The organism is Marinobacter sp. DUT-3 (assembly GCF_050379435.1).
In the GTDB taxonomy this organism is placed as follows: Bacteria; Pseudomonadota; Gammaproteobacteria; order Pseudomonadales; family Oleiphilaceae; genus Marinobacter.
Window position 1 is genome coordinate 158,320 of record NZ_JBNRMG010000001.1, and the last position, 17,375, is coordinate 175,694.

Genomic DNA, 17,375 nt, shown 5'->3' on the forward strand with positions numbered 1-17,375 from the left:
CATGGCCAAGGCCCAGATTCTGATCGTTGAGGACGACCATGACTTGCGGGAAGCGCTGGTTACAACCCTGGAGCTGGCAAAATTCCGGGTGCGTGAAGCTGCCAACGCCGAAGAAGCGCTGGCGCGGCTGGCGGAATCTCCAGTGGATATGGTGGTCAGCGACGTCAACATGCCTGGCATGTCCGGCCACGATCTTCTGGGGGAGGTGCAGCGGTTGTATCCCGGGCTGCCGATGATGCTGATCACCGCATACGGCCAGATCAGCCATGCGGTGTCCGCGATGCAGTCCGGCGCGATTGATTACCTGGTAAAACCCTTTGAGCCCCAGGTCCTGGTAGAAGCGGTCACCAAAGTGGTGGGCGGGCCCCGGGAGAAAGCCAGGGGGGACGAGCCGGTGGCCGAGGACCCGATCAGCAAACGCATGTTCCAGTTGGCGGCGAAAGTCGCTGCCAGTGATTCCACCGTCATGATTTCCGGCGAGAGTGGCACCGGTAAAGAGGTACTGGCCCGCTACATTCATCAGCAATCGCCCCGCGCCGGCCAGCCGTTTGTAGCGATTAACTGTGCAGCTATCCCCGAAAACATGCTTGAGGCCATCCTGTTTGGCCACGAAAAAGGCGCGTTTACCGGCGCGGTTGCTTCGTCGCCCGGTAAATTCGAGCAGGCCAATGGCGGGACCCTCCTGCTTGATGAGATTTCTGAAATGGACCTGGGGCTTCAGTCCAAGTTGCTGCGTGTGCTGCAGGAGCGGGAGGTTGAGCGGGTCGGCGGTCGCAAGACCATTACCCTGGATGTACGGGTGGTTGCCACCACCAATCGTGATCTGAGTGAGTACGTCCGCGAGGGCAAGTTCCGGGAAGATCTCTATTACCGACTGACGGTGTTTCCAATGCACTGGCAACCGCTGCGGGATCGCTCCCTGGATATCATGCCACTGGCCACGGCGTTGCTGAAAAAGCACTGCCGCAAGATGAAGCTCACCGGCGTCAGCTTTGCCGGCGATGCCCGGCAGGCGTTGGTCAGCCACCCCTGGCCGGGGAACGTGCGGGAGCTGGATAATGCAATCCAGAGGGCGCTGGTGCTGCATCAGGGCAACGTGATTCATGCCAATGACCTGTGCCTCGAACTAGGGATCAACGGTCGCGTGGATGGCAGTGCGCCGGTGATGGCTCAGGCTCCGGAGTCGGTATCTGTGCCAGCGGAGCAGGACGTCGTGTCTGCCAGTAATGCGGTTTCACCGGTCGCTGCTATAGAAGAAAGTGGCCAGGTTGCGCTTGGGGATGATCTGCGCCAGCGAGAGTTCCGTATCATCATAGACACGCTGAAAAAAGAGCGCGGTCGCCGTAATCGGGCGGCTGAGCAACTGGGTATCAGCCCCCGGACCCTTCGATACAAGCTGGCCCAGATGCGTGATGCAGGCATTGACCTGGACTCGGAACTGGCTATGGCCTGATCCGGATTGTCTCCACTCCTTCCTCAGGGCGCCTCGCGGTGCCCTTTTTTTCTGTCAAATCCCCGTCGCTTCCCTGATTTTCATCTCAATGTGTGTCTGTAATTTAATGAAAAATAAGAAATAAATCTTGTTGGCCTGCTGTTTGCTTTCTACGGGGTAACAGAATCAGAGTTCAATGGGGTGTTGCTGAAGCAGCCAATCCCGGGGGAGTGAATAATGGTCGAACGTGCAGATATCAACAATGTGCTGTCGGAAATCCGCAACATGCGTTCGCAGATGATGCAGAACCAGCGTGTTGAACAGGACAATGACGTTCGCGGTAGAATTGATGGCCCCCAGCGTGTTGAGCAGGGCCGGGAAACCTCAAGTTTCAGCGATATGCTCAGTCAGGCCGTGGGGAGTGTGAATGAGCTGCAGCAAACCTCGAGCGACCTGAAGACGGCCTACGATATGGGTGATCCCAACGTGGACATTACCCGTGTGATGATTGCCTCCGAGAAAGCCTCGGTCTCCTTCGAAGCGCTGACCCAGGTTCGTAACCGGGTAGTGAAGGCTTACGAAGATATCATGAACATGCCGGTGTAATAGCGGAGCAGAGCCATGGCGAGCCTACCAGCAGAAACCTCCAGCGCCAACGTACCGGCAGCTTCGGATACCGATAACCGCGAGGGCCGCAGCGATCTGCTGTTCGGTTTCAATCGCCTGAATCTGCTGCGACAGATTGGCCTGATGGTAGGGCTGGCTGCCAGTGTCGCCCTCGGCGTCGCCGTCGTACTCTGGGCCCAGGAACCGAACTACCAGCCGGTGGTCGGCGATATGTCCGGTTACAATCCGCAAGACGTGACGTCCATTCTTGATCAGAGCGGCATTACCTATCGTATGGATCCCCGCACCGGCGCTCTGCTGGTACCCTCTGACGAAGTCTACAATGCCCGCCTGAAACTGGCGGCCGAGGGCGTGACCGACGAGCAGACCATGGGGTATGAATTGCTTGATCAGGACCGTGGCCTGGGCACCTCGCAATTTATGGAAACTGTCAGCTTCCGTCGCGGCCTGGAAGGCGAACTGGCCCGCACCATCGCCGCCATGCGCGGGGTCCGGTCCGCCCGGGTTCATCTGGCGATTCCGGAGCGCTCGGTGTTTGTCCGCGACGCCCGCACCCCGACAGCGTCGGTATTCCTTGATGTGTTTGCCGGCCGCAAGCCGGAGAAAGAACATATCGCCGCCATCGTCAACCTGGTGGCGGGCAGTATTCCCGAAATGAACAAGGACAACGTGACCGTCGTCGACCAGAACGGCAACCTGCTGACCGGTCGTGAAGCAGACGGCGACAGTCGTCAGATCAAGGACCAGTTTGACTATACAACCCGCATTGAAGAGCGTCTGACCCGTCGTGTGGCCTCGCTGGTGGGGCCGATTGTGGGTGATGGCCGTTTCCGGGCGGAAGTCACCGCGGATCTGGACTTCTCCTCCGTGGAGCAGGCGGAAGAGTTGTTCAACCCGGAACAACAGGCGGTTAGAAGCGAGCGGGAAATGAGCGAGCAGCGCACCAGTGGAGGGGCCGGTGGCGTGCCGGGTGCGTTGGCCAACCAGCCCCCGGGCGAGGCCCAGGTGCCGGAGCAGGCGGGTCAGGCCGAAGAAGGTGAAGACGGCGAGCCCGCGCCACAGCCGGTAAACGTACGGCGCGAGTCCACCCGCAATTACGAGATGGACCGCACCGTCAGCTATATCCGCCAGGAACTCGGCCGGGTAGAGCGGGTAACCGTGGCCCTGGCGGTGGATGATATGAAAGTGGTTGATCCGCAAACCGGTGAGGTCAGCTACGAACCCTGGCCGGAGCAGGAACTGCAGCGGCTGAACATGCTGGTCCGTGACGCCGTGGGCTACTCCGCCGCACGGGGTGACAGTGTTACGGTGATGAACACCGCCTTCGCCGCCGAGGAGGAAGTACAATTCGAGGCGCCGGGTTTCTGGGAGCAGCCCTGGTTCTGGGATCTGATGAAACAGGTACTGGCCGGTCTGGTCATCCTGGTGCTGGTACTCGGGCTGCTGCGCCCGACGCTCAAGAGTCTTTCCGGCGCTGGTAGGAATGAGCGTGGGGGCGATGCCGGCGGTGATTATGGTGGCGGTCTTGACGGGATTGACGGTGGCGATGAATTGCGCCAGGCCATGTCGTCACAGGATGAGCTGCTTTTGCCGGGCGCCACGGACAGCTATGATAGGCAGTTAAATGCACTGAAGGGCCTGATCGCAGAAGACCCGGCGAGGGTTGCCCAGGTGATGCGCCAGTGGGTGAATGTCGATGACTGAAGAAACCAACCGTCCGGTGGAGGGCGCCCAACAGGCGCCCCAGAAGCCGCAGCGCAAGATTCCCCGTGTTGAACAGGCTGCTATTCTGCTGATGTCACTGGGTGAGGCAGACGCCGCGGAAGTACTGAAACACATGGGCCCCAAGGAGGTTCAGCGTGTTGGTGTGGCCATGGCGCAGATGAAGGACGTCAGCAAGGACGACGTGACCTTTGTGCTGAATCAGTTTGTCGATGCGGTGGGGGGGCAGACCGGCCTCGGCGTTGGCAACGATGACTACATCCGGACCATGCTGACCCAGGCATTGGGAGACGATAAGGCATCAAGCCTGATTGACCGTATCCTGATCGGTGGCAATACCACGGGTCTGGATACTCTGAAATGGATGGAGCCCAGGGCAGTTGGCGATATCATCCGTTACGAGCACCCGCAGATTCAGGCCATCGTGATTTCCTACCTGGATCCGGACCAGGCCGCTGAAATTCTCCGTACACTGGATGACAAGGTGCGGCTGGACGTGATGATGCGGGTGGCCTCGCTGGAAAGCATCCAGCCCCAGGCCCTCCAGGAACTGAACAACATCCTCGAAAAGCAGTTCTCAGGTGGTTCCGCTGCCCAGACCAGCCGTATTGGCGGCGTCAAGCGCGCAGCCGATATCATGAACTTCATGGACCGCAGTGTTGAAGGCAACCTGATGGATTCCATCAAGGATATGGACCCGGACCTGGCCTCCACCATCGAGGATCTGATGTTTGTCTTCGACAACCTCAAGGATATCGATGACCGGGGTATCCAGGCGTTGCTGCGTGAAGTGTCATCCGAGGTATTGGTTGTTGCGCTGAAAGGCGCCGATGACGGGGTGCAGGACAAGATCTTCAAGAATATGTCCAAGCGGGCCGCCGAGCTGCTGCAGGACGATCTGGAGGCCAAGGGGCCGGTTCGCGTCAGTGAGGTCGAGGCTGCCCAGAAAGACATCATTACCATTGCCCGCCGTATGGCCGAAGCCGGTGAGATCACCTTGGGCGGAGCCGGCGAAGAAATGATGTGATGAAAGATTCCGACAAGAGCCTCAACCGGATTCCCAAGGAGCAACTGACGGCCTACGAGCGCTGGGAGTTGCCCCTGCTTGATGCCCGGGGAAACGAAGTTGCCCGGGAAGAGGAACGGGATGTCAAACCGTTGACGGCGGCGGACATCGAGGACATCCGCCAGGCTGCCCGGGAAGATGGCCACGCTGAAGGTCGCGATGCCGGCTACCAGGCCGGCTTCAACGAAGGCCGGGAGCAGGGCCATAAGGACGGTTACGATGCCGGCTTTGCGGAAGGCCGGGAGCAGGGCGCGGAACAGGGCCTGGAAGAAACCCGCAAGGAAATGGACTCCCACATTGACCGGCTTGAACATTTGCTGGGAGAGCTGCTGATTCCGATCCGTCGTCACGAAGACGAACTGGAAACCGCCCTGGTCAACCTGACCACCATTCTTGCCCGCACTGTGGTTTACCGCGAGCTGTCCATTGATTCTTCCCAGATCCGGCAGGTGGTCCGCCAGGCCATGGCTTCGCTGCCGTCCACCACAGACAATGTGCGCATTCTGGTGAATCCGGAGGACGCGGAATGGGTCAGGCAGGTGGCGGAGCGTTTTGAAGCAACCAACTCGGTAGTGGAGGATGACAGCATCCTGCGGGGTGGTTGCAAGGTCGAAACCCGTCACAGCCTGGTAGACTTCACGGTGGAGAAGCGTTTCCAGAAAGCGGTTCAGGGCATGCTTGAACAGCAGCTCGGTAACGAGGAGGCTGGCGAAAGCGAAGAGCTGGATACCATGATGGGTGACCTGACCGATTTCCACCGGGATGTGCTGGACTCCGACAGTGATGACGCCAACGGGAGCGAGGACGATGACCGGGAACCTGGCTGACCGTCTGAAGCGACTTCAGGGATTTGTTGACCGCGAATCGGCCCCGGAACTGTCCGGACGCCTGACCCGCATGGTGGGTCTGACCCTGGAATGCGTGGGCTGCCCCATGGTGGTGGGCGACCGTTGCGTGATCCAGGGGCAGGGAAGCGGCAGTGTTGAAGCCGAAGTGGTCGGTTTTGAGGATGACCGGGTGTACCTGATGCCATTGACTGCCATTGAAGGTCTGCGTCCTGGCGCCAGGGTAGTGCCCTTGTCAGCGGCCAGCCGTGTGCCGGTTGGCCCCCAGATGCTGGGCCGCGTTGTGGATGGCAGCGGTGAGCCACTGGATGGCAAGGGGCCACTGCAAGTGGAGTCCAGGGTATCCCTCAACGGCGATATTATTAACCCGCTGGACCGGGCGCCGGTGCGCGAATCCATGGATGTGGGCATCCGCGCGATCAATTCCCTGATGACCGTTGGCCAGGGTCAGCGCCTTGGTCTGTTCGCCGGCAGCGGTGTGGGCAAGAGTATGTTGCTGGGCATGATGACCCGCTTTACCGATGCGGATATCACCATCGTTGGTCTGATTGGTGAGCGGGGTCGCGAGGTCAAGGAATTTATCGAGGATATTCTGGGTGAAGAAGGCCTGGCCCGTTCCGTGGTTGTCGCTTCCCCGGCGGATGACTCCCCCCTGATGCGCCTGCGGGCCGCCATGTTGACTACGCGAATCGCCGAATATTACCGCGACAAGGGCAAGCGGGTACTGCTGCTGATGGACTCCCTGACCCGGTATGCCCAGGCCCAGCGCGAAATTGCGCTGGCAGTGGGCGAGCCGCCGGCCACCAAGGGCTATCCGCCATCTGTTTTTGCCAAACTGCCGCAACTGGTGGAGCGGACCGGCAACGGACGTCAGGGTGGTGGCTCTATTACCGCATTCTATACCGTGTTAACCGAAGGGGACGATCAGCAGGACCCCATTGCCGATGCCGCCAGGGCGATTCTGGATGGCCACATCGTGTTGTCCCGTCGGTTGGCCGAGGAGGGTCATTATCCGGCGATTGACGTGGAAGCTTCCATCAGCCGGGTCATGCCTCAGGTAACCGGGGAAGAGCACTTCGCCCGGGCACAGCGTTTCAAGCAGGTGTATTCCCGTTACCAACAGGCCAGGGATCTGATCAGTGTCGGGGCTTACGTCAAAGGTTCCGATTCCGAAACCGATTTTGCGATTACCCACATAGGCAACATGACCCAGTTCCTGAAGCAGGGGCTGAATGAGAGCGCCCCGCTGCAGGACAGTATTGACCAGTTGTTGGCGGTGGTTCCTGAGCGTCGTTCACCAGATCGCCGGAAATCCGGCGCCCCGGCACCGGCGAGAGGGGCTGAATGATGCTCCGGTCCCGGCGGCTGGCGGTGGTGCTGGACCTGGAAGAACGCAAAGAGCAGGAAGCGCTGGAAAAGATGGGTGAAGCGCGCAACCGGTATGAAGCTCAGCAGGAACAGATCGATAACCTGAACCGCTACCAGCAGGAATACCGGGAGCAGATCCGCCAGAACCAGCAGGGAGTGGTGCCGGTAGCCCGCCTCCAGGCCTGGCAGGCGTTTATCGCCCAGCTGGATCAGGTGCTCAGACAGCAACAACAGCAACTGGATATACTCGCGGAGCGGCTGGATGAATCCCGGCGGCAATGGCAGGAAGCCTGGGAGCGACGTCGCGGCATGGAAAAGTACATAGAGACCTGCCGGCGGCAGGAACAACGCGAGCAAGACCTGAAAGAACAAAAACTTGCCGATGAAGCCGCCGGGCGTGCCTTTGTCCGGCGACGGCGATAATTCCACGGTTTTGTGCCGGTGTCGTGGGTGCAAAACGTCCCGACTACGCTATCCTTACCTGTACAATATCTTTTCGGAAAAATTCCCGCGGAGGATCAGGAATGCCTATTCACACGCGCCGCAGCGAGGATGGTCAGACGCTGATCATAAAGATTGACGGCCGGTTTGATTTCAGTACCCATCAGGCCTTCCGTGATGCCTATGAGCATGGTGACCAGGATATCAAGGGGTATGTGGTGGACCTGTCCGACACCACCTATCTGGACAGCTCGGCCCTCGGGATGTTACTGCTGCTTCGTGATTACGCCGGTGGCGACAGCGCCGCCATCAGTATTGAAAACTGTAACAGCGATGTTCGTCGAATCCTGGCCATTTCCAACTTCGAGCAGTTGTTTGCTATCCGCTGACAGAGGCTGGGTAAACCCTTCGGGAGGTCCGATGTGGATGACGCACAAACCGGCAATCACTCCCTGCTGATCCTGATCGCTGATGATAGCGACAGCGATCGTCTGATCCTCAAGGCTCTGCTACGACGTCTTGGCCATGACGTTCTGGATGCTGCCAACGGTGTCGAGGCCGTTGAGCTGTTTCGTCAGGCGTCTCCCCAACTTGTTTTTCTGGATGCCATGATGCCGCACATGGACGGCCTGGAAGCGGCGAAGAATATCAAGGCCCTGGCGGGTGAGCGTCTCGTACCCCTGATCTTTCTGACCTCCCTTTCCGATGCCGATGCGCTGGCCCGTTGCCTGGAAGCCGGTGGTGATGATTTCCTGACCAAGCCCTACAACCGGGTAATCATTGAAGCCAAGATCAATGCCTTCAATCGTATGCGTGTTATGCACCAGACCCTCAGTCACCAGCGGGATCTGATCCACGAACGCAACCGCAAGCTGACGGAGGAGCAGCACGTCGCCAAACGGGTCTTCGACAACATCGCCCACACCGGTTGCCTGGACGCCGATAGCATCCGTTTCCACGCCTCTCCGATGTCTATTTTCAATGGCGACATTCTGTTTGCCTGCCCGCGTCCCGCCGGCGGTCTGCAGATACTGATCGGTGATTTTACCGGACACGGGTTGCCGGCGGCGGTCGGGGCTATGCCGGTGGCGGAGATTTTCTATGGCATGACGGCCAAAGGGTTCAGTGGCAGCGATGTGCTGCGGGAGATCAACCAGAAACTCAAGCGTATTCTGCCGGGGGGCATGTTCTGTTGTGCGGCGATGATCCAGGCGGATTCTTCCCTTAACCAGGTGCAGGTGTGGAACGGCGGGTTGCCCGACGGCTGGTTGGTCCGTCAGGATGGTAGTCGCAGGGCGCTGCCATCGTCCCAGCTGCCACTGGGCGTGCTTGACTCCAATAGCTTCGAGGCCTCAATGACCATCATCCAGACCCGTCCCGGGGATACCCTGATGTTCATGACTGACGGCGTGCTGGAGACTGAAGGTTCCGATGGTGACATGTTTGGCGATCGTCGGGTGATCCACGCACTGGATAAGGTCCTTGACGGTCTTCATCCTTTTGATGCGGTGATTGAGCAGGTGAAGACGTTTTCCGGCGGCCAGCTTGATCAGGATGACCTGACGCTGGTGACCCTGGATATGGCCGAAGGCGAAGACTTTGAAGCCATGTCGGAAGAGGTGCCGCTGTCAGCATTAGAGGGGCCGGCAGAATGGCGCTGTGTCTACGAGGTCAGGGACAGGACCCTCGGCCAGTTCAGTCCGTTGCCACTGTTGCTGCATATCTGCATGGAGGTGCCCGGGCTGAGACGCCGGAGTGGCGAGGTTTACACACTGCTGTCGGAGTTGTACACCAACGCCCTGGAGCACGGTATTCTCGGACTGCCGTCGGAATGGAAGAAAACCGCCGATGGGTTCGGCCATTACTACGCCGAGCGGGAACGCCGACTGAGTAACGTCAGGGAGCATTACATCAAGTTCCGATTAACCCATTCAATGACGGATTCGGGAGGACGTCTGATCGTGGTCTGTGAGGATAGCGGTCACGGATTCGACTACCAGGGTCACACCAATACCTGTGATGAAACGTCTGGTTACGCCGGTCGTGGGCTGATGTTGTTGCAGCGACTGGCGGACTCACTGACGTTCAGGGAGCGGGGCAATCACGTTGAAATCGTATATGATTGGCACTTTTCAGAGGCCGGAGACCGCAAAGTCGCGGCCATCACTCAATCCGGGGGTTCGTCATGAACGACAAGCCGCATCTTGACGAGGAAGCACTGGCGGAGCTTCAGGATGTTATGGAGGACGAGTTTGACGTATTGATCCGTACCTACATTAACGATTCTGTTGATCGGATCTCATCCATACGCCAGGCGCTTGATGCTGGTGATGCCGATGCACTCGTCAAAACCGCCCACAGTTTTAAAGGCAGTTGCGTTAATATTGGCGCGCCCCGTCTGGGCGCCCTGTGCCTGGAGATAGAGAATGCCGGGCGGGAGCCACGCTTTAACGAGGTTGCATCGCTCATGGAGGCGATTGATTCGGAATTCCGCAAGGTGCGGGAGATGCTGGAGGGCTTTCTGGTCGACTGATTGTCGACGCCCTCCAAGGATGGCATCGCTTTTGCTGTGTATCGGGTAACGAGGATTTCCTGAACTCCAACCCTGAAAAGCGGCAAGAGGTTGCCATGTCCCAGATGGTTTTACCACAAACCCAGGCCCCAGGGGGGCAGCCCGATACCGGCAGCAAAAAAGCGCCGGCGGGTCATGAAAAATCCGGCGACAGCCAGTTCGACTCGGTTTCCCGGGCGGAACAGCAGCGCCTGGACCGCAAACAGGCGGACCGGCGTGCACAGGCGGAACGTCGCGAGGATGCCCGCAACAGCCCTGACAAGCGAAAAGATGCTCCGGCAGACGCCAGGTCCCGGTCGGATGGCGCACGCGATAAGCGTACCGAAGACGGAGCACAGAGCCGTTCTTCCGGTACTGTCCGAGAGGCGGCAGTCTCAGAGGAATCCGTGACGCCAGCTGATGGCCTGGGGGAAAAACCGTCAGATGTGGACATTCCGGAAGAAATTGCATCTCTGACCTTTGCCAACCTGCAAGCGATGCTGGAGCCTGCAGGGGGGACCTCAGGCATGGCAGGAAACTCAACGCAGTTACCAGGCAAGGCGACTGGCCAGGCACCCCTGATGCAGCGGTTTGCCGGCATGATCGCCGGGTTGCCGGGCATGCCTGGCGGCAAGCCTGGTGAGACAGCGGGTTCAGGGCAGGGTATGTCAGCCAGCTTCCAGCTGACCGACGCCCTGGCGGCACTGACGCCGGAATCCGGTCGAGCTCAGGACAACACCGCTTTGTTGACCGCTGGCCGTCTGCAGACACTGGCTGATGTTCCGGGTCAGCAACTGGCCAATGCGGCTGCCAGGCTGCCAGCCGATGCCACTGGTCTCAAAGGGTATGCCACCTCGGTTGATGTGCCGGTCGGGCATGCGGAATGGGGCGATAAGATGGTGGGGAAACTGACCTGGCTGACCGCCAACAAACTGTCCGTCGCCGAAATTCATCTGACCCCGCCGGACATGGGGCCCATGGAAGTCCGCGTTCAGGTCCACCAGGAGCAGGCGAATATTACGGTGCACGCGGCCAATCCGGCAGTTCGGGATCAGCTGGAACTTCACAGCCACCGCTTGCGGGATATGCTCAGTGAGCAGGGGCTGTCGCTGGAACAGTTCGATGTTGCTGACTCTGCCCAACGGCAGACCAACGGGCAGGATGCCGATGGTGAATCAGAGAACGCCGAAGGCCGGGCCCGTGATGAACTGGCTGGTGTGTCTCCCGAAGAGGCCGAGGCACACGTCAATGCCCTGGATCTCACCTGGAAAGGCGAAGTGGATATCTTCGCCTGATGGACTGTCCGGGGCCCCTGGGTCCCGGCTTTGATTCTTCTTTGCCGATCCCCTCCCACAACGCTAAACTGCTGTCCTGAATCGGGGTGTTGAGTCTGTTGGCCCGGCCTTTGCTTCATTCCCCGTATATACCCAAAAAACCATCCGGATGACGGATTTCTGGCGATTGGAAGGTTATGGCTGAAAACAACACACCTGCGGCCCCACCGGCCCAAAAGGGCAAGCTGAAGCTCATTATCCTGTTGGTTCTGGTGATTGTCCTGGCCGTGGGGCTGTCCGTGGTAGGCACCTTGTGGTTCCTCGGAGGAGGGCTGCCGGGCATGGGTGGCGGCGATGCGTCCTCTGAGGAAACCGAGGTCAGCACCTTCAGGCCCAGCGTCTACCTCGATATAGAGAAGGCACTGGTGACGACGATCCAGGCCGAAGGGGGCCGCCAGCGCTATGCCCAGGTCTTTCTTTCCCTGGAGGCGGATGGCGAACCAGCACTTGCGGCCGCCGAGCTGCATCTGCCGCTGATTCGCAGTCGGCTGGTAACCTTGCTGGGAAGCAGTGACTTCATGGAGCTGCAGACGCCGGACGGCAGGTCGGCATTGGCTGACAGCATGCTGCAGACCATTAACCAGGTGCTGGAAAATGAGGGGGAACCTCCTCTGAAACAGGTACTTTTCAGGAATTTTGTAGTGCAATAGGCCCCGGTAACGGGCGGCTTGTCAGGGCAGGAAAACGTATGCAGGACCTACTGTCACAGGATGAAATCGATGCCCTTCTCCACGGTGTGGACGATGGGGATATCGATACCTATGAAGAAACCGACGAAGCCGGTGTAAAGTCCTACGACCTTGCCAGCCAGGACCGGATCGTCCGTGGGCGAATGCCCACCCTCGAAATGATCAACGAGCGCTTTGCGCGCTATACCCGGATCAGCCTGTTCAATCTGCTCCGCCGTAATGCCGATGTGTCCACCGGTGGTGTCCAGATCATGAAGTTCGGTGAGTACATTCACACTCTGTATGTGCCCACCAGCCTTAACCTGTGCAAGATCCGCCCCTTGCGCGGTACCTCCCTGTTTGTGCTGGACGCCAAACTGGTGTTCAAGCTGGTGGACAACTTCTTTGGTGGCGAAGGCAGGCACGCCAAGATTGAAGGCCGGGAATTCACACCGACGGAAACCCGCATTGTGCAGATGGTGCTGGATCAGGTATTCCATGACATGAGGGAAGCCTGGCACGCTGTTCTTAAAGTGGATTTCGAATACCTCAGTTCCGAGGTGAATCCGGCGATGGCGAACATCGTCAGCCCCAGCGAAGTGGTGGTGGTGAGCACCTTTCATATTGAACTGGACGGCGGAGGCGGTGAGCTGCATATGGCACTGCCGTATTCCATGATCGAGCCTATTCGCGACGTACTCGATGCGGGGGTGCAGAGTGATATTGACGACATTGATGAGCGTTGGGTGAATGCTCTTCAGGAAGACATCAAGGAAGTCAATGTACCGGTCAATTCCACAGTGTGTCGGCGGCGAATATCCCTGCGCGACATTGCAAAGATGAAGGAAGGCGACATCATTCCGGTCGAGATCCCCGAGTTTCTGACGGTCACGGCCAACGGTATTCCCATTTATAAGGCCACCATGGGAACCCGTGACGGAAAACTGGCGCTGAGAATTCACGAACGGGCAACGCTGCCCAAGATCAAGAAACAACTGAAGGTGGGACGCAATGGCTGACGACGACAAAAAAGACGAGCAGGAACTCAGCGAGGACGAGAAACTGGCGGCTGAATGGGAATCCGCCATGGAAGAGTCCGGTGATGACGGCGATTCCCGCGAGGACGAGTGGGCAGCGGCGATGTCAGAAGCGGAAGGCTCCGGGGAAAAAGAGGGCGCCGGCGGTGACAATGTCCGCGCAGCGCCAATGGAGGAATTCGAGGAATCTGCCGAGGGTCCCCAGGGCTCGGGGATGTCGCCGGACCTGGACGTCATTATGGATATCCCGGTCACTATTTCCATGGAAGTGGGCAATACCCAGATTCCCATCCGCAACCTGCTGCAGCTGAACCAGGGCTCCGTCATTGAAATGGATCGCCTGGCAGGTGAACCGCTGGACGTGTTGGTCAACGGCACGTTGATTGCCCATGGCGAAGTGGTCATGGTGAACGAGAAATTCGGCATCCGCCTGACCGACGTTATCAGCCCGGGTGAGCGCATCAAACGGTTGCAGAAGTAACATGGCGCGAATGAGCGGAATCGTCAGCCTGCGCCGGTGTCGTCCTGCCGGTGTCGTCCTGATCGCGCTGGCGCCATTGCTGGCCCTGGCGGAAGAGGCCCCGGCAACGGAGGAAGTCAGCCGTGCCCCGGACACCCTCGTCACCATGTTGAGTCTTGGGGGCGGCTTGCTGGCGGTGATCGCTATTATCTACGGCTGTGCGTGGATTATCCGCCGCATGAACGGCATGACCGGAATGAATAACCAGGCCATGAAAGTGGTGTCGGTCATGGCGCTGGGGGCGCGGGAACGGATTGCCCTGATCGAGGTGGGTGGCAAGCAGATCCTCGTGGGTATTACCCCGTCAGCCATTCGCACCCTTCACGTATTCGAAGAACCGGTCGTGACCCCCGGGCAGGGCTCTTCCAGTGAATTCGCCCGCCGGTTGCAGGGCATGATTGGCAAGTCCTGGAACTCTCCGTCATCGAAGGAAGGCTGAGCCGATGATTGCGCTTTACCTGAAACGCGGCCTGGCGCTGATCCCTCTTCTTCTGCTGGCGGGCTGGAGCCCGGCGGCACTGGCGGACCTTCCGGGTATTCCCGCCTTCACCATGACACCCGGCGAGGAACAGGGCGTCGAAGAATACTCGGTAACCCTGCAGATTGTCGCGCTGATGACCGCGCTGACGTTCCTGCCGGCCATGCTGATGATGATGACCTCGTTCACCCGCATCATCGTCGTTTTTGCCATTCTGCGTCAGGCTTTGGGACTACAGGCAACGCCGTCCAACCAGATTCTTCTGGGGCTGGCCCTGTTCCTCAGTATCTTCATCATGAAGCCGGTTCTGGAAGAGGCAAACCGGGTTGGCCTACAACCCTACATGTCGGAAGAAATTACCTCCCTGGAAGCGGTCGAACGCGCCAGCATGCCGTTCCGCGAATTCATGCTGGGCCAGACCCGGGAAAGTGACCTCGGACTGTTCATGCGCATCGCGGACGAACAGTATGACTCGCCGGAAGACGTGTCCTTCTGGGTACTGCTGCCCGCGTTCGTCACCAGCGAGCTGAAAACCGCCTTCCAGATTGGATTTATACTGTTTATTCCCTTCCTGATCATCGACATGGTCGTGGCCAGCGTGCTGATGGCCATGGGTATGATGATGCTGTCACCGATCATCATCTCGCTGCCATTCAAGATCATGCTCTTCGTGCTGGTGGACGGCTGGGCGCTGATCATGGGTACACTGGCCGCCAGTTACGGGATATAGGAGCCGCGTATGACCCCGGAAACCGTCATAGACATCGTCCGTGAAGCCCTGTGGATGATCGTGCTGCTGGCTGGCGTCATCATCGGCCCCGGACTGGTGGTCGGTCTGGTGGTCAGCACCTTCCAGGCCGCCACCCAGATCAACGAACAGACCCTCAGCTTTCTGCCGCGGCTGATGGTCACCCTGATCGTCATCATCGCCGCCGGCCCGTGGATGCTGACGAAACTGCTCGATCACGCGGAAGGCTTGATAACCAGCATTCCCTACCTGATTGGCTGATTGATGATACCCACCGAAATCAGTGCTGACCTGATCGGCCAGTGGGTTGGTCAGCACCTTTGGCCACTGTTCCGCATCGGCAGCTTCCTGATGGTCATTCCCATCTTTGGCACCCAGCTGGTACCGGCCAGAGCGCGCCTGGGCCTGGCCCTGCTTATCACCGTCCTCATCGTGCCCCTGCTCCCTCCGGCGCCCCAGGTGGAAGCGTTCAGCGCCGACGCGGTAGTCATCACCCTGCAGCAGATCCTCATCGGCGTTGGCCTGGGATTCGCCATGACCGCGTTGTGGCAACTCTTCGTCGTCGCTGGCCAGATGATCGCCATGCAAATGGGCCTCGGCTTCGCCTCCATGGTCGACCCGGCCAACGGCGTCAACGTCCCGGTGCTGTCACAGATCTACACCATTACCATCACCTTGCTGTTCCTTGCCATGAACGGCCACCTGGTGATGTTCGAAGTCTTCATCGAAAGCTTCCGGACACTGCCCGTCGGCTTTGAAGGCCTGGGCCAGGTCGGGGTCTGGGAACTGGCGCATCGCATCAGCTGGATGTTCGTGTCTGCCATGCTGCTGGCATTACCGGCGGTCTCCGCTGTTCTGATCGTCAGCATTGCCTTCGGCGTGATGACCCGCGCCGCGCCCCAGATGAATATTTTCGCCCTGGGCTTTCCAATTGGCCTGATTTTTGGACTGTTCTCCATATGGGTGCTGCACGCCAATTTTCTGCCGCACTTTGAGCAGTACACGAGGGAAACCTTCGAGTTTATGCGGAACCTGCAGGGGCAGCCTTGATGGCTGAAGAAAACGACAACAGTCAGGAAAAAACGGAAGAGGCCACCCCCCGAAGGCTGGAAAAAGCCAAGGAGGACGGCCAGACCGCCCGTTCCAAAGAACTGGCCACCATGGCCGTGCTGATGGCCGGTGCCGGCGGCCTGCTCATGTTTGGCAGCAGCCTGGGCGCTTCCCTCGAAGGCATCATGCGCGACAGCTTCGTGCTGGAACGCTCCGCCATCTTCGATACCCGCCACATGAGCATACAGCTCCTGGCATCCGCCAAAGAAGCGGCACTGGCCCTGTCACCCATCCTGATCCTGCTGCTGATCGCCGCCATCGCCGGCTCCATCGGCATTGGCGGCCTACTGTTCAGCGGCAAGGCCATAGCGCCAAAACTCAACCGCATGGACCCGATCAAAGGCCTGAAACGCATGTTCTCCATGCGGTCCCTGATCGAACTGGTCAAAGCCATTTTGAAAGTCGGACTGGTACTGGCACTCGCCATCCTGGTCCTCAACCTGCGCACCGAAGACCTGCTGAGTATCGCTGAAGAACCGGCTATACCGGCCATGGAACACGTACTCTGGACCCTCGGCTGGACCTTCTTCTTCCTGTCTGCGGCGACTATCATCATTGCTGCCATCGATGTGCCCTTCCAGATCTTCGATCACCAGAAGAAACTGCGCATGACCAAGCAGGAGGTGAAAGACGAGTTCAAGGACACCGAAGGCAAGCCGGAGGTGAAAGGTCGAATCCGTCAGCTGCAACGCGAAATGGCCCAGCGCCGCATGATGCAGGACGTACCCGGCGCCGATGTGGTGATCACCAACCCGACCCACTACGCGGTGGCCCTGAAGTACGATCAGAAATCCATGGCGGCGCCGATCGTGGTGGCGAAGGGGGCCGATGAGATGGCCTTCAAGATCATGGAGATTGCCCGCGAGAACAAAGTCGAACTTCTGCGGACGCCGCCGTTGACCCGGGCGGTGTATCACAACACCGAGGTCGGCGGGGAGATTCCCGATGGTCTCTACATGGCCATCGCCCAGGTGCTGGCCTACGTGTTCCAGCTGCGGCAGTTCCGCAAGGGGCGCGGTGATCGGCCCGGTATGCCGGACTTTCCTATACCGTCTGATATGCGGCGGGATGTCTGATTTGGTGCTTTTGGTCTTTTGTAGCCTGCTGGTTTTGGGGGAGGGTGGTTGTGGTTGCCCCCTCCCAAAAACCGCTACGAGCACGTCCATGTGCGCTTCTCTCCGGCCATCCATGGCCTCCGAAATTTTTGGGAGGGGGCAACCACAACCACCCCGGGCCCATCGATATCTCAACAGCAATGTCCACATGTAGGTCGGATTAGCGAAGCGTAATCCGACACCGTTCCCCGCATCGATAACATTTGTCGGATTACGCTTCGCTAATCCGACCTACGAGTCATCCAGCCTACAACGAATACAAGCGGCCAAGCTCCTGTTGATATATCGGAAAGCTATCGGGGCGTTTGTTGGT

At 59.0% G+C, this 17,375-nt stretch carries 19 protein-coding genes; all 19 read left to right on the forward strand.

The window, feature by feature from the left end:
- The first annotated feature begins 1 nt into the window (after position 1).
- The 19 genes from ACQUWM_RS00720 to flhB all read left to right on the forward strand — a co-directional run bounded on the left by ACQUWM_RS00720 (position 2) and on the right by flhB (position 17,023).
- The gene (locus ACQUWM_RS00720) at positions 2-1,453 is read left to right on the forward strand and encodes a sigma-54-dependent transcriptional regulator (RefSeq protein ID WP_428920852.1); all 1,452 of its coding nucleotides are present in this window, start codon (positions 2-4) and stop codon (positions 1,451-1,453) included.
- Between the two features lie 216 nt (positions 1,454-1,669).
- Positions 1,670-2,038, forward strand: coding sequence for a flagellar hook-basal body complex protein FliE (gene fliE, locus ACQUWM_RS00725; RefSeq protein WP_407001033.1), 369 nt, complete (start codon positions 1,670-1,672; stop codon positions 2,036-2,038).
- 15 nt (positions 2,039-2,053) lie between these two features.
- Positions 2,054-3,763, forward strand: a complete 1,710-nt coding sequence (gene fliF / locus ACQUWM_RS00730) for a flagellar basal-body MS-ring/collar protein FliF (RefSeq protein WP_428920853.1) — start codon at positions 2,054-2,056, stop codon at positions 3,761-3,763.
- Positions 3,756-4,808 (forward strand): flagellar motor switch protein FliG, encoded by a 1,053-nt coding sequence (gene fliG, locus ACQUWM_RS00735; protein ID WP_406988186.1) that lies wholly within the window; start codon positions 3,756-3,758, stop codon positions 4,806-4,808. Before fliF ends, fliG begins: the two co-directional genes overlap by 8 nt.
- Positions 4,808-5,674: a flagellar assembly protein FliH gene (locus tag ACQUWM_RS00740; protein WP_428920854.1), complete on the forward strand. Its 867-nt coding sequence runs from the start codon at positions 4,808-4,810 to the stop codon at positions 5,672-5,674. The genes fliG and ACQUWM_RS00740 overlap by 1 nt, the downstream gene beginning before the upstream one ends.
- Positions 5,655-7,040 carry a flagellar protein export ATPase FliI gene (gene fliI, locus ACQUWM_RS00745; RefSeq protein WP_428920855.1) on the forward strand — a complete coding sequence of 462 codons (1,386 nt, stop codon included), beginning with the start codon at positions 5,655-5,657 and terminating at the stop codon, positions 7,038-7,040. Before ACQUWM_RS00740 ends, fliI begins: the two co-directional genes overlap by 20 nt.
- The gene (gene fliJ / locus ACQUWM_RS00750; protein WP_407001147.1) at positions 7,040-7,483 is read left to right on the forward strand and encodes a flagellar export protein FliJ; all 444 of its coding nucleotides are present in this window, start codon (positions 7,040-7,042) and stop codon (positions 7,481-7,483) included. Before fliI ends, fliJ begins: the two co-directional genes overlap by 1 nt.
- A 101-nt stretch (positions 7,484-7,584) precedes the next feature.
- The gene (locus tag ACQUWM_RS00755; RefSeq protein WP_297792136.1) at positions 7,585-7,890 is read left to right on the forward strand and encodes an STAS domain-containing protein; all 306 of its coding nucleotides are present in this window, start codon (positions 7,585-7,587) and stop codon (positions 7,888-7,890) included.
- Positions 7,891-7,923: 33 nt separating this feature from the next.
- On the forward strand, positions 7,924-9,690 hold the full coding sequence (locus tag ACQUWM_RS00760) for an ATP-binding SpoIIE family protein phosphatase (protein ID WP_428920856.1): 1,767 nt from the start codon (positions 7,924-7,926) through the stop codon (positions 9,688-9,690).
- On the forward strand, positions 9,687-10,034 hold the full coding sequence (locus tag ACQUWM_RS00765) for an Hpt domain-containing protein (protein ID WP_428920857.1): 348 nt from the start codon (positions 9,687-9,689) through the stop codon (positions 10,032-10,034). Before ACQUWM_RS00760 ends, ACQUWM_RS00765 begins: the two co-directional genes overlap by 4 nt.
- 95 nt (positions 10,035-10,129) lie before the next feature.
- Positions 10,130-11,347 carry a flagellar hook-length control protein FliK gene (locus ACQUWM_RS00770; RefSeq protein WP_428920858.1) on the forward strand — a complete coding sequence of 406 codons (1,218 nt, stop codon included), beginning with the start codon at positions 10,130-10,132 and terminating at the stop codon, positions 11,345-11,347.
- Positions 11,348-11,523: 176 nt separating this feature from the next.
- The gene (locus ACQUWM_RS00775) at positions 11,524-12,036 is read left to right on the forward strand and encodes a flagellar basal body-associated FliL family protein (RefSeq protein WP_428920859.1); all 513 of its coding nucleotides are present in this window, start codon (positions 11,524-11,526) and stop codon (positions 12,034-12,036) included.
- Between the two features lie 38 nt (positions 12,037-12,074).
- On the forward strand, positions 12,075-13,073 hold the full coding sequence (fliM, locus tag ACQUWM_RS00780; RefSeq protein ID WP_407001042.1) for a flagellar motor switch protein FliM: 999 nt from the start codon (positions 12,075-12,077) through the stop codon (positions 13,071-13,073).
- Positions 13,066-13,572, forward strand: coding sequence for a flagellar motor switch protein FliN (gene fliN / locus ACQUWM_RS00785; protein ID WP_428920860.1), 507 nt, complete (start codon positions 13,066-13,068; stop codon positions 13,570-13,572). The genes fliM and fliN overlap by 8 nt, the downstream gene beginning before the upstream one ends.
- Positions 13,573-13,582: 10 nt before the next feature.
- Positions 13,583-14,050, forward strand: coding sequence for a flagellar biosynthetic protein FliO (gene fliO / locus ACQUWM_RS00790; RefSeq protein WP_428921413.1), 468 nt, complete (start codon positions 13,583-13,585; stop codon positions 14,048-14,050).
- A 4-nt stretch (positions 14,051-14,054) separates the two neighbouring features.
- A complete protein-coding gene (gene fliP / locus ACQUWM_RS00795) occupies positions 14,055-14,819 on the forward strand; it encodes a flagellar type III secretion system pore protein FliP (RefSeq protein WP_406988169.1) in 765 nt (254 codons plus the stop codon).
- 9 nt (positions 14,820-14,828) lie between these two features.
- Positions 14,829-15,098 carry a flagellar biosynthesis protein FliQ gene (gene fliQ / locus ACQUWM_RS00800; protein ID WP_406988167.1) on the forward strand — a complete coding sequence of 90 codons (270 nt, stop codon included), beginning with the start codon at positions 14,829-14,831 and terminating at the stop codon, positions 15,096-15,098.
- 3 nt (positions 15,099-15,101) lie between these two features.
- Entirely contained in the window at positions 15,102-15,887 is a 786-nt protein-coding gene (fliR, locus tag ACQUWM_RS00805; protein WP_428921414.1) for a flagellar biosynthetic protein FliR, read from the forward strand.
- On the forward strand, positions 15,887-17,023 hold the full coding sequence (gene flhB / locus ACQUWM_RS00810) for a flagellar biosynthesis protein FlhB (RefSeq protein WP_428920861.1): 1,137 nt from the start codon (positions 15,887-15,889) through the stop codon (positions 17,021-17,023). Before fliR ends, flhB begins: the two co-directional genes overlap by 1 nt.
- Positions 17,024-17,375: the final 352 nt, after the last annotated feature.

Coding starts and splice junctions, on each gene's coding strand:
- ACQUWM_RS00720 (WP_428920852.1), top strand. CDS start 2: ATGGCCAAGGCCCAGATTCTGATCGTTGAGGACGACCATGACTTGCGG.
- fliE (WP_407001033.1), top strand. CDS start 1,670: ATGGTCGAACGTGCAGATATCAACAATGTGCTGTCGGAAATCCGCAAC.
- fliF (WP_428920853.1), top strand. CDS start 2,054: ATGGCGAGCCTACCAGCAGAAACCTCCAGCGCCAACGTACCGGCAGCT.
- fliG (WP_406988186.1), top strand. CDS start 3,756: ATGACTGAAGAAACCAACCGTCCGGTGGAGGGCGCCCAACAGGCGCCC.
- ACQUWM_RS00740 (WP_428920854.1), top strand. CDS start 4,808: ATGAAAGATTCCGACAAGAGCCTCAACCGGATTCCCAAGGAGCAACTG.
- fliI (WP_428920855.1), top strand. CDS start 5,655: ATGACCGGGAACCTGGCTGACCGTCTGAAGCGACTTCAGGGATTTGTT.
- fliJ (WP_407001147.1), top strand. CDS start 7,040: ATGCTCCGGTCCCGGCGGCTGGCGGTGGTGCTGGACCTGGAAGAACGC.
- ACQUWM_RS00755 (WP_297792136.1), top strand. CDS start 7,585: ATGCCTATTCACACGCGCCGCAGCGAGGATGGTCAGACGCTGATCATA.
- ACQUWM_RS00765 (WP_428920857.1), top strand. CDS start 9,687: ATGAACGACAAGCCGCATCTTGACGAGGAAGCACTGGCGGAGCTTCAG.
- ACQUWM_RS00770 (WP_428920858.1), top strand. CDS start 10,130: ATGTCCCAGATGGTTTTACCACAAACCCAGGCCCCAGGGGGGCAGCCC.
- ACQUWM_RS00775 (WP_428920859.1), top strand. CDS start 11,524: ATGGCTGAAAACAACACACCTGCGGCCCCACCGGCCCAAAAGGGCAAG.
- fliM (WP_407001042.1), top strand. CDS start 12,075: ATGCAGGACCTACTGTCACAGGATGAAATCGATGCCCTTCTCCACGGT.
- fliN (WP_428920860.1), top strand. CDS start 13,066: ATGGCTGACGACGACAAAAAAGACGAGCAGGAACTCAGCGAGGACGAG.
- fliO (WP_428921413.1), top strand. CDS start 13,583: ATGAGCGGAATCGTCAGCCTGCGCCGGTGTCGTCCTGCCGGTGTCGTC.
- fliP (WP_406988169.1), top strand. CDS start 14,055: ATGATTGCGCTTTACCTGAAACGCGGCCTGGCGCTGATCCCTCTTCTT.
- fliQ (WP_406988167.1), top strand. CDS start 14,829: ATGACCCCGGAAACCGTCATAGACATCGTCCGTGAAGCCCTGTGGATG.
- fliR (WP_428921414.1), top strand. CDS start 15,102: ATGATACCCACCGAAATCAGTGCTGACCTGATCGGCCAGTGGGTTGGT.
- flhB (WP_428920861.1), top strand. CDS start 15,887: ATGGCTGAAGAAAACGACAACAGTCAGGAAAAAACGGAAGAGGCCACC.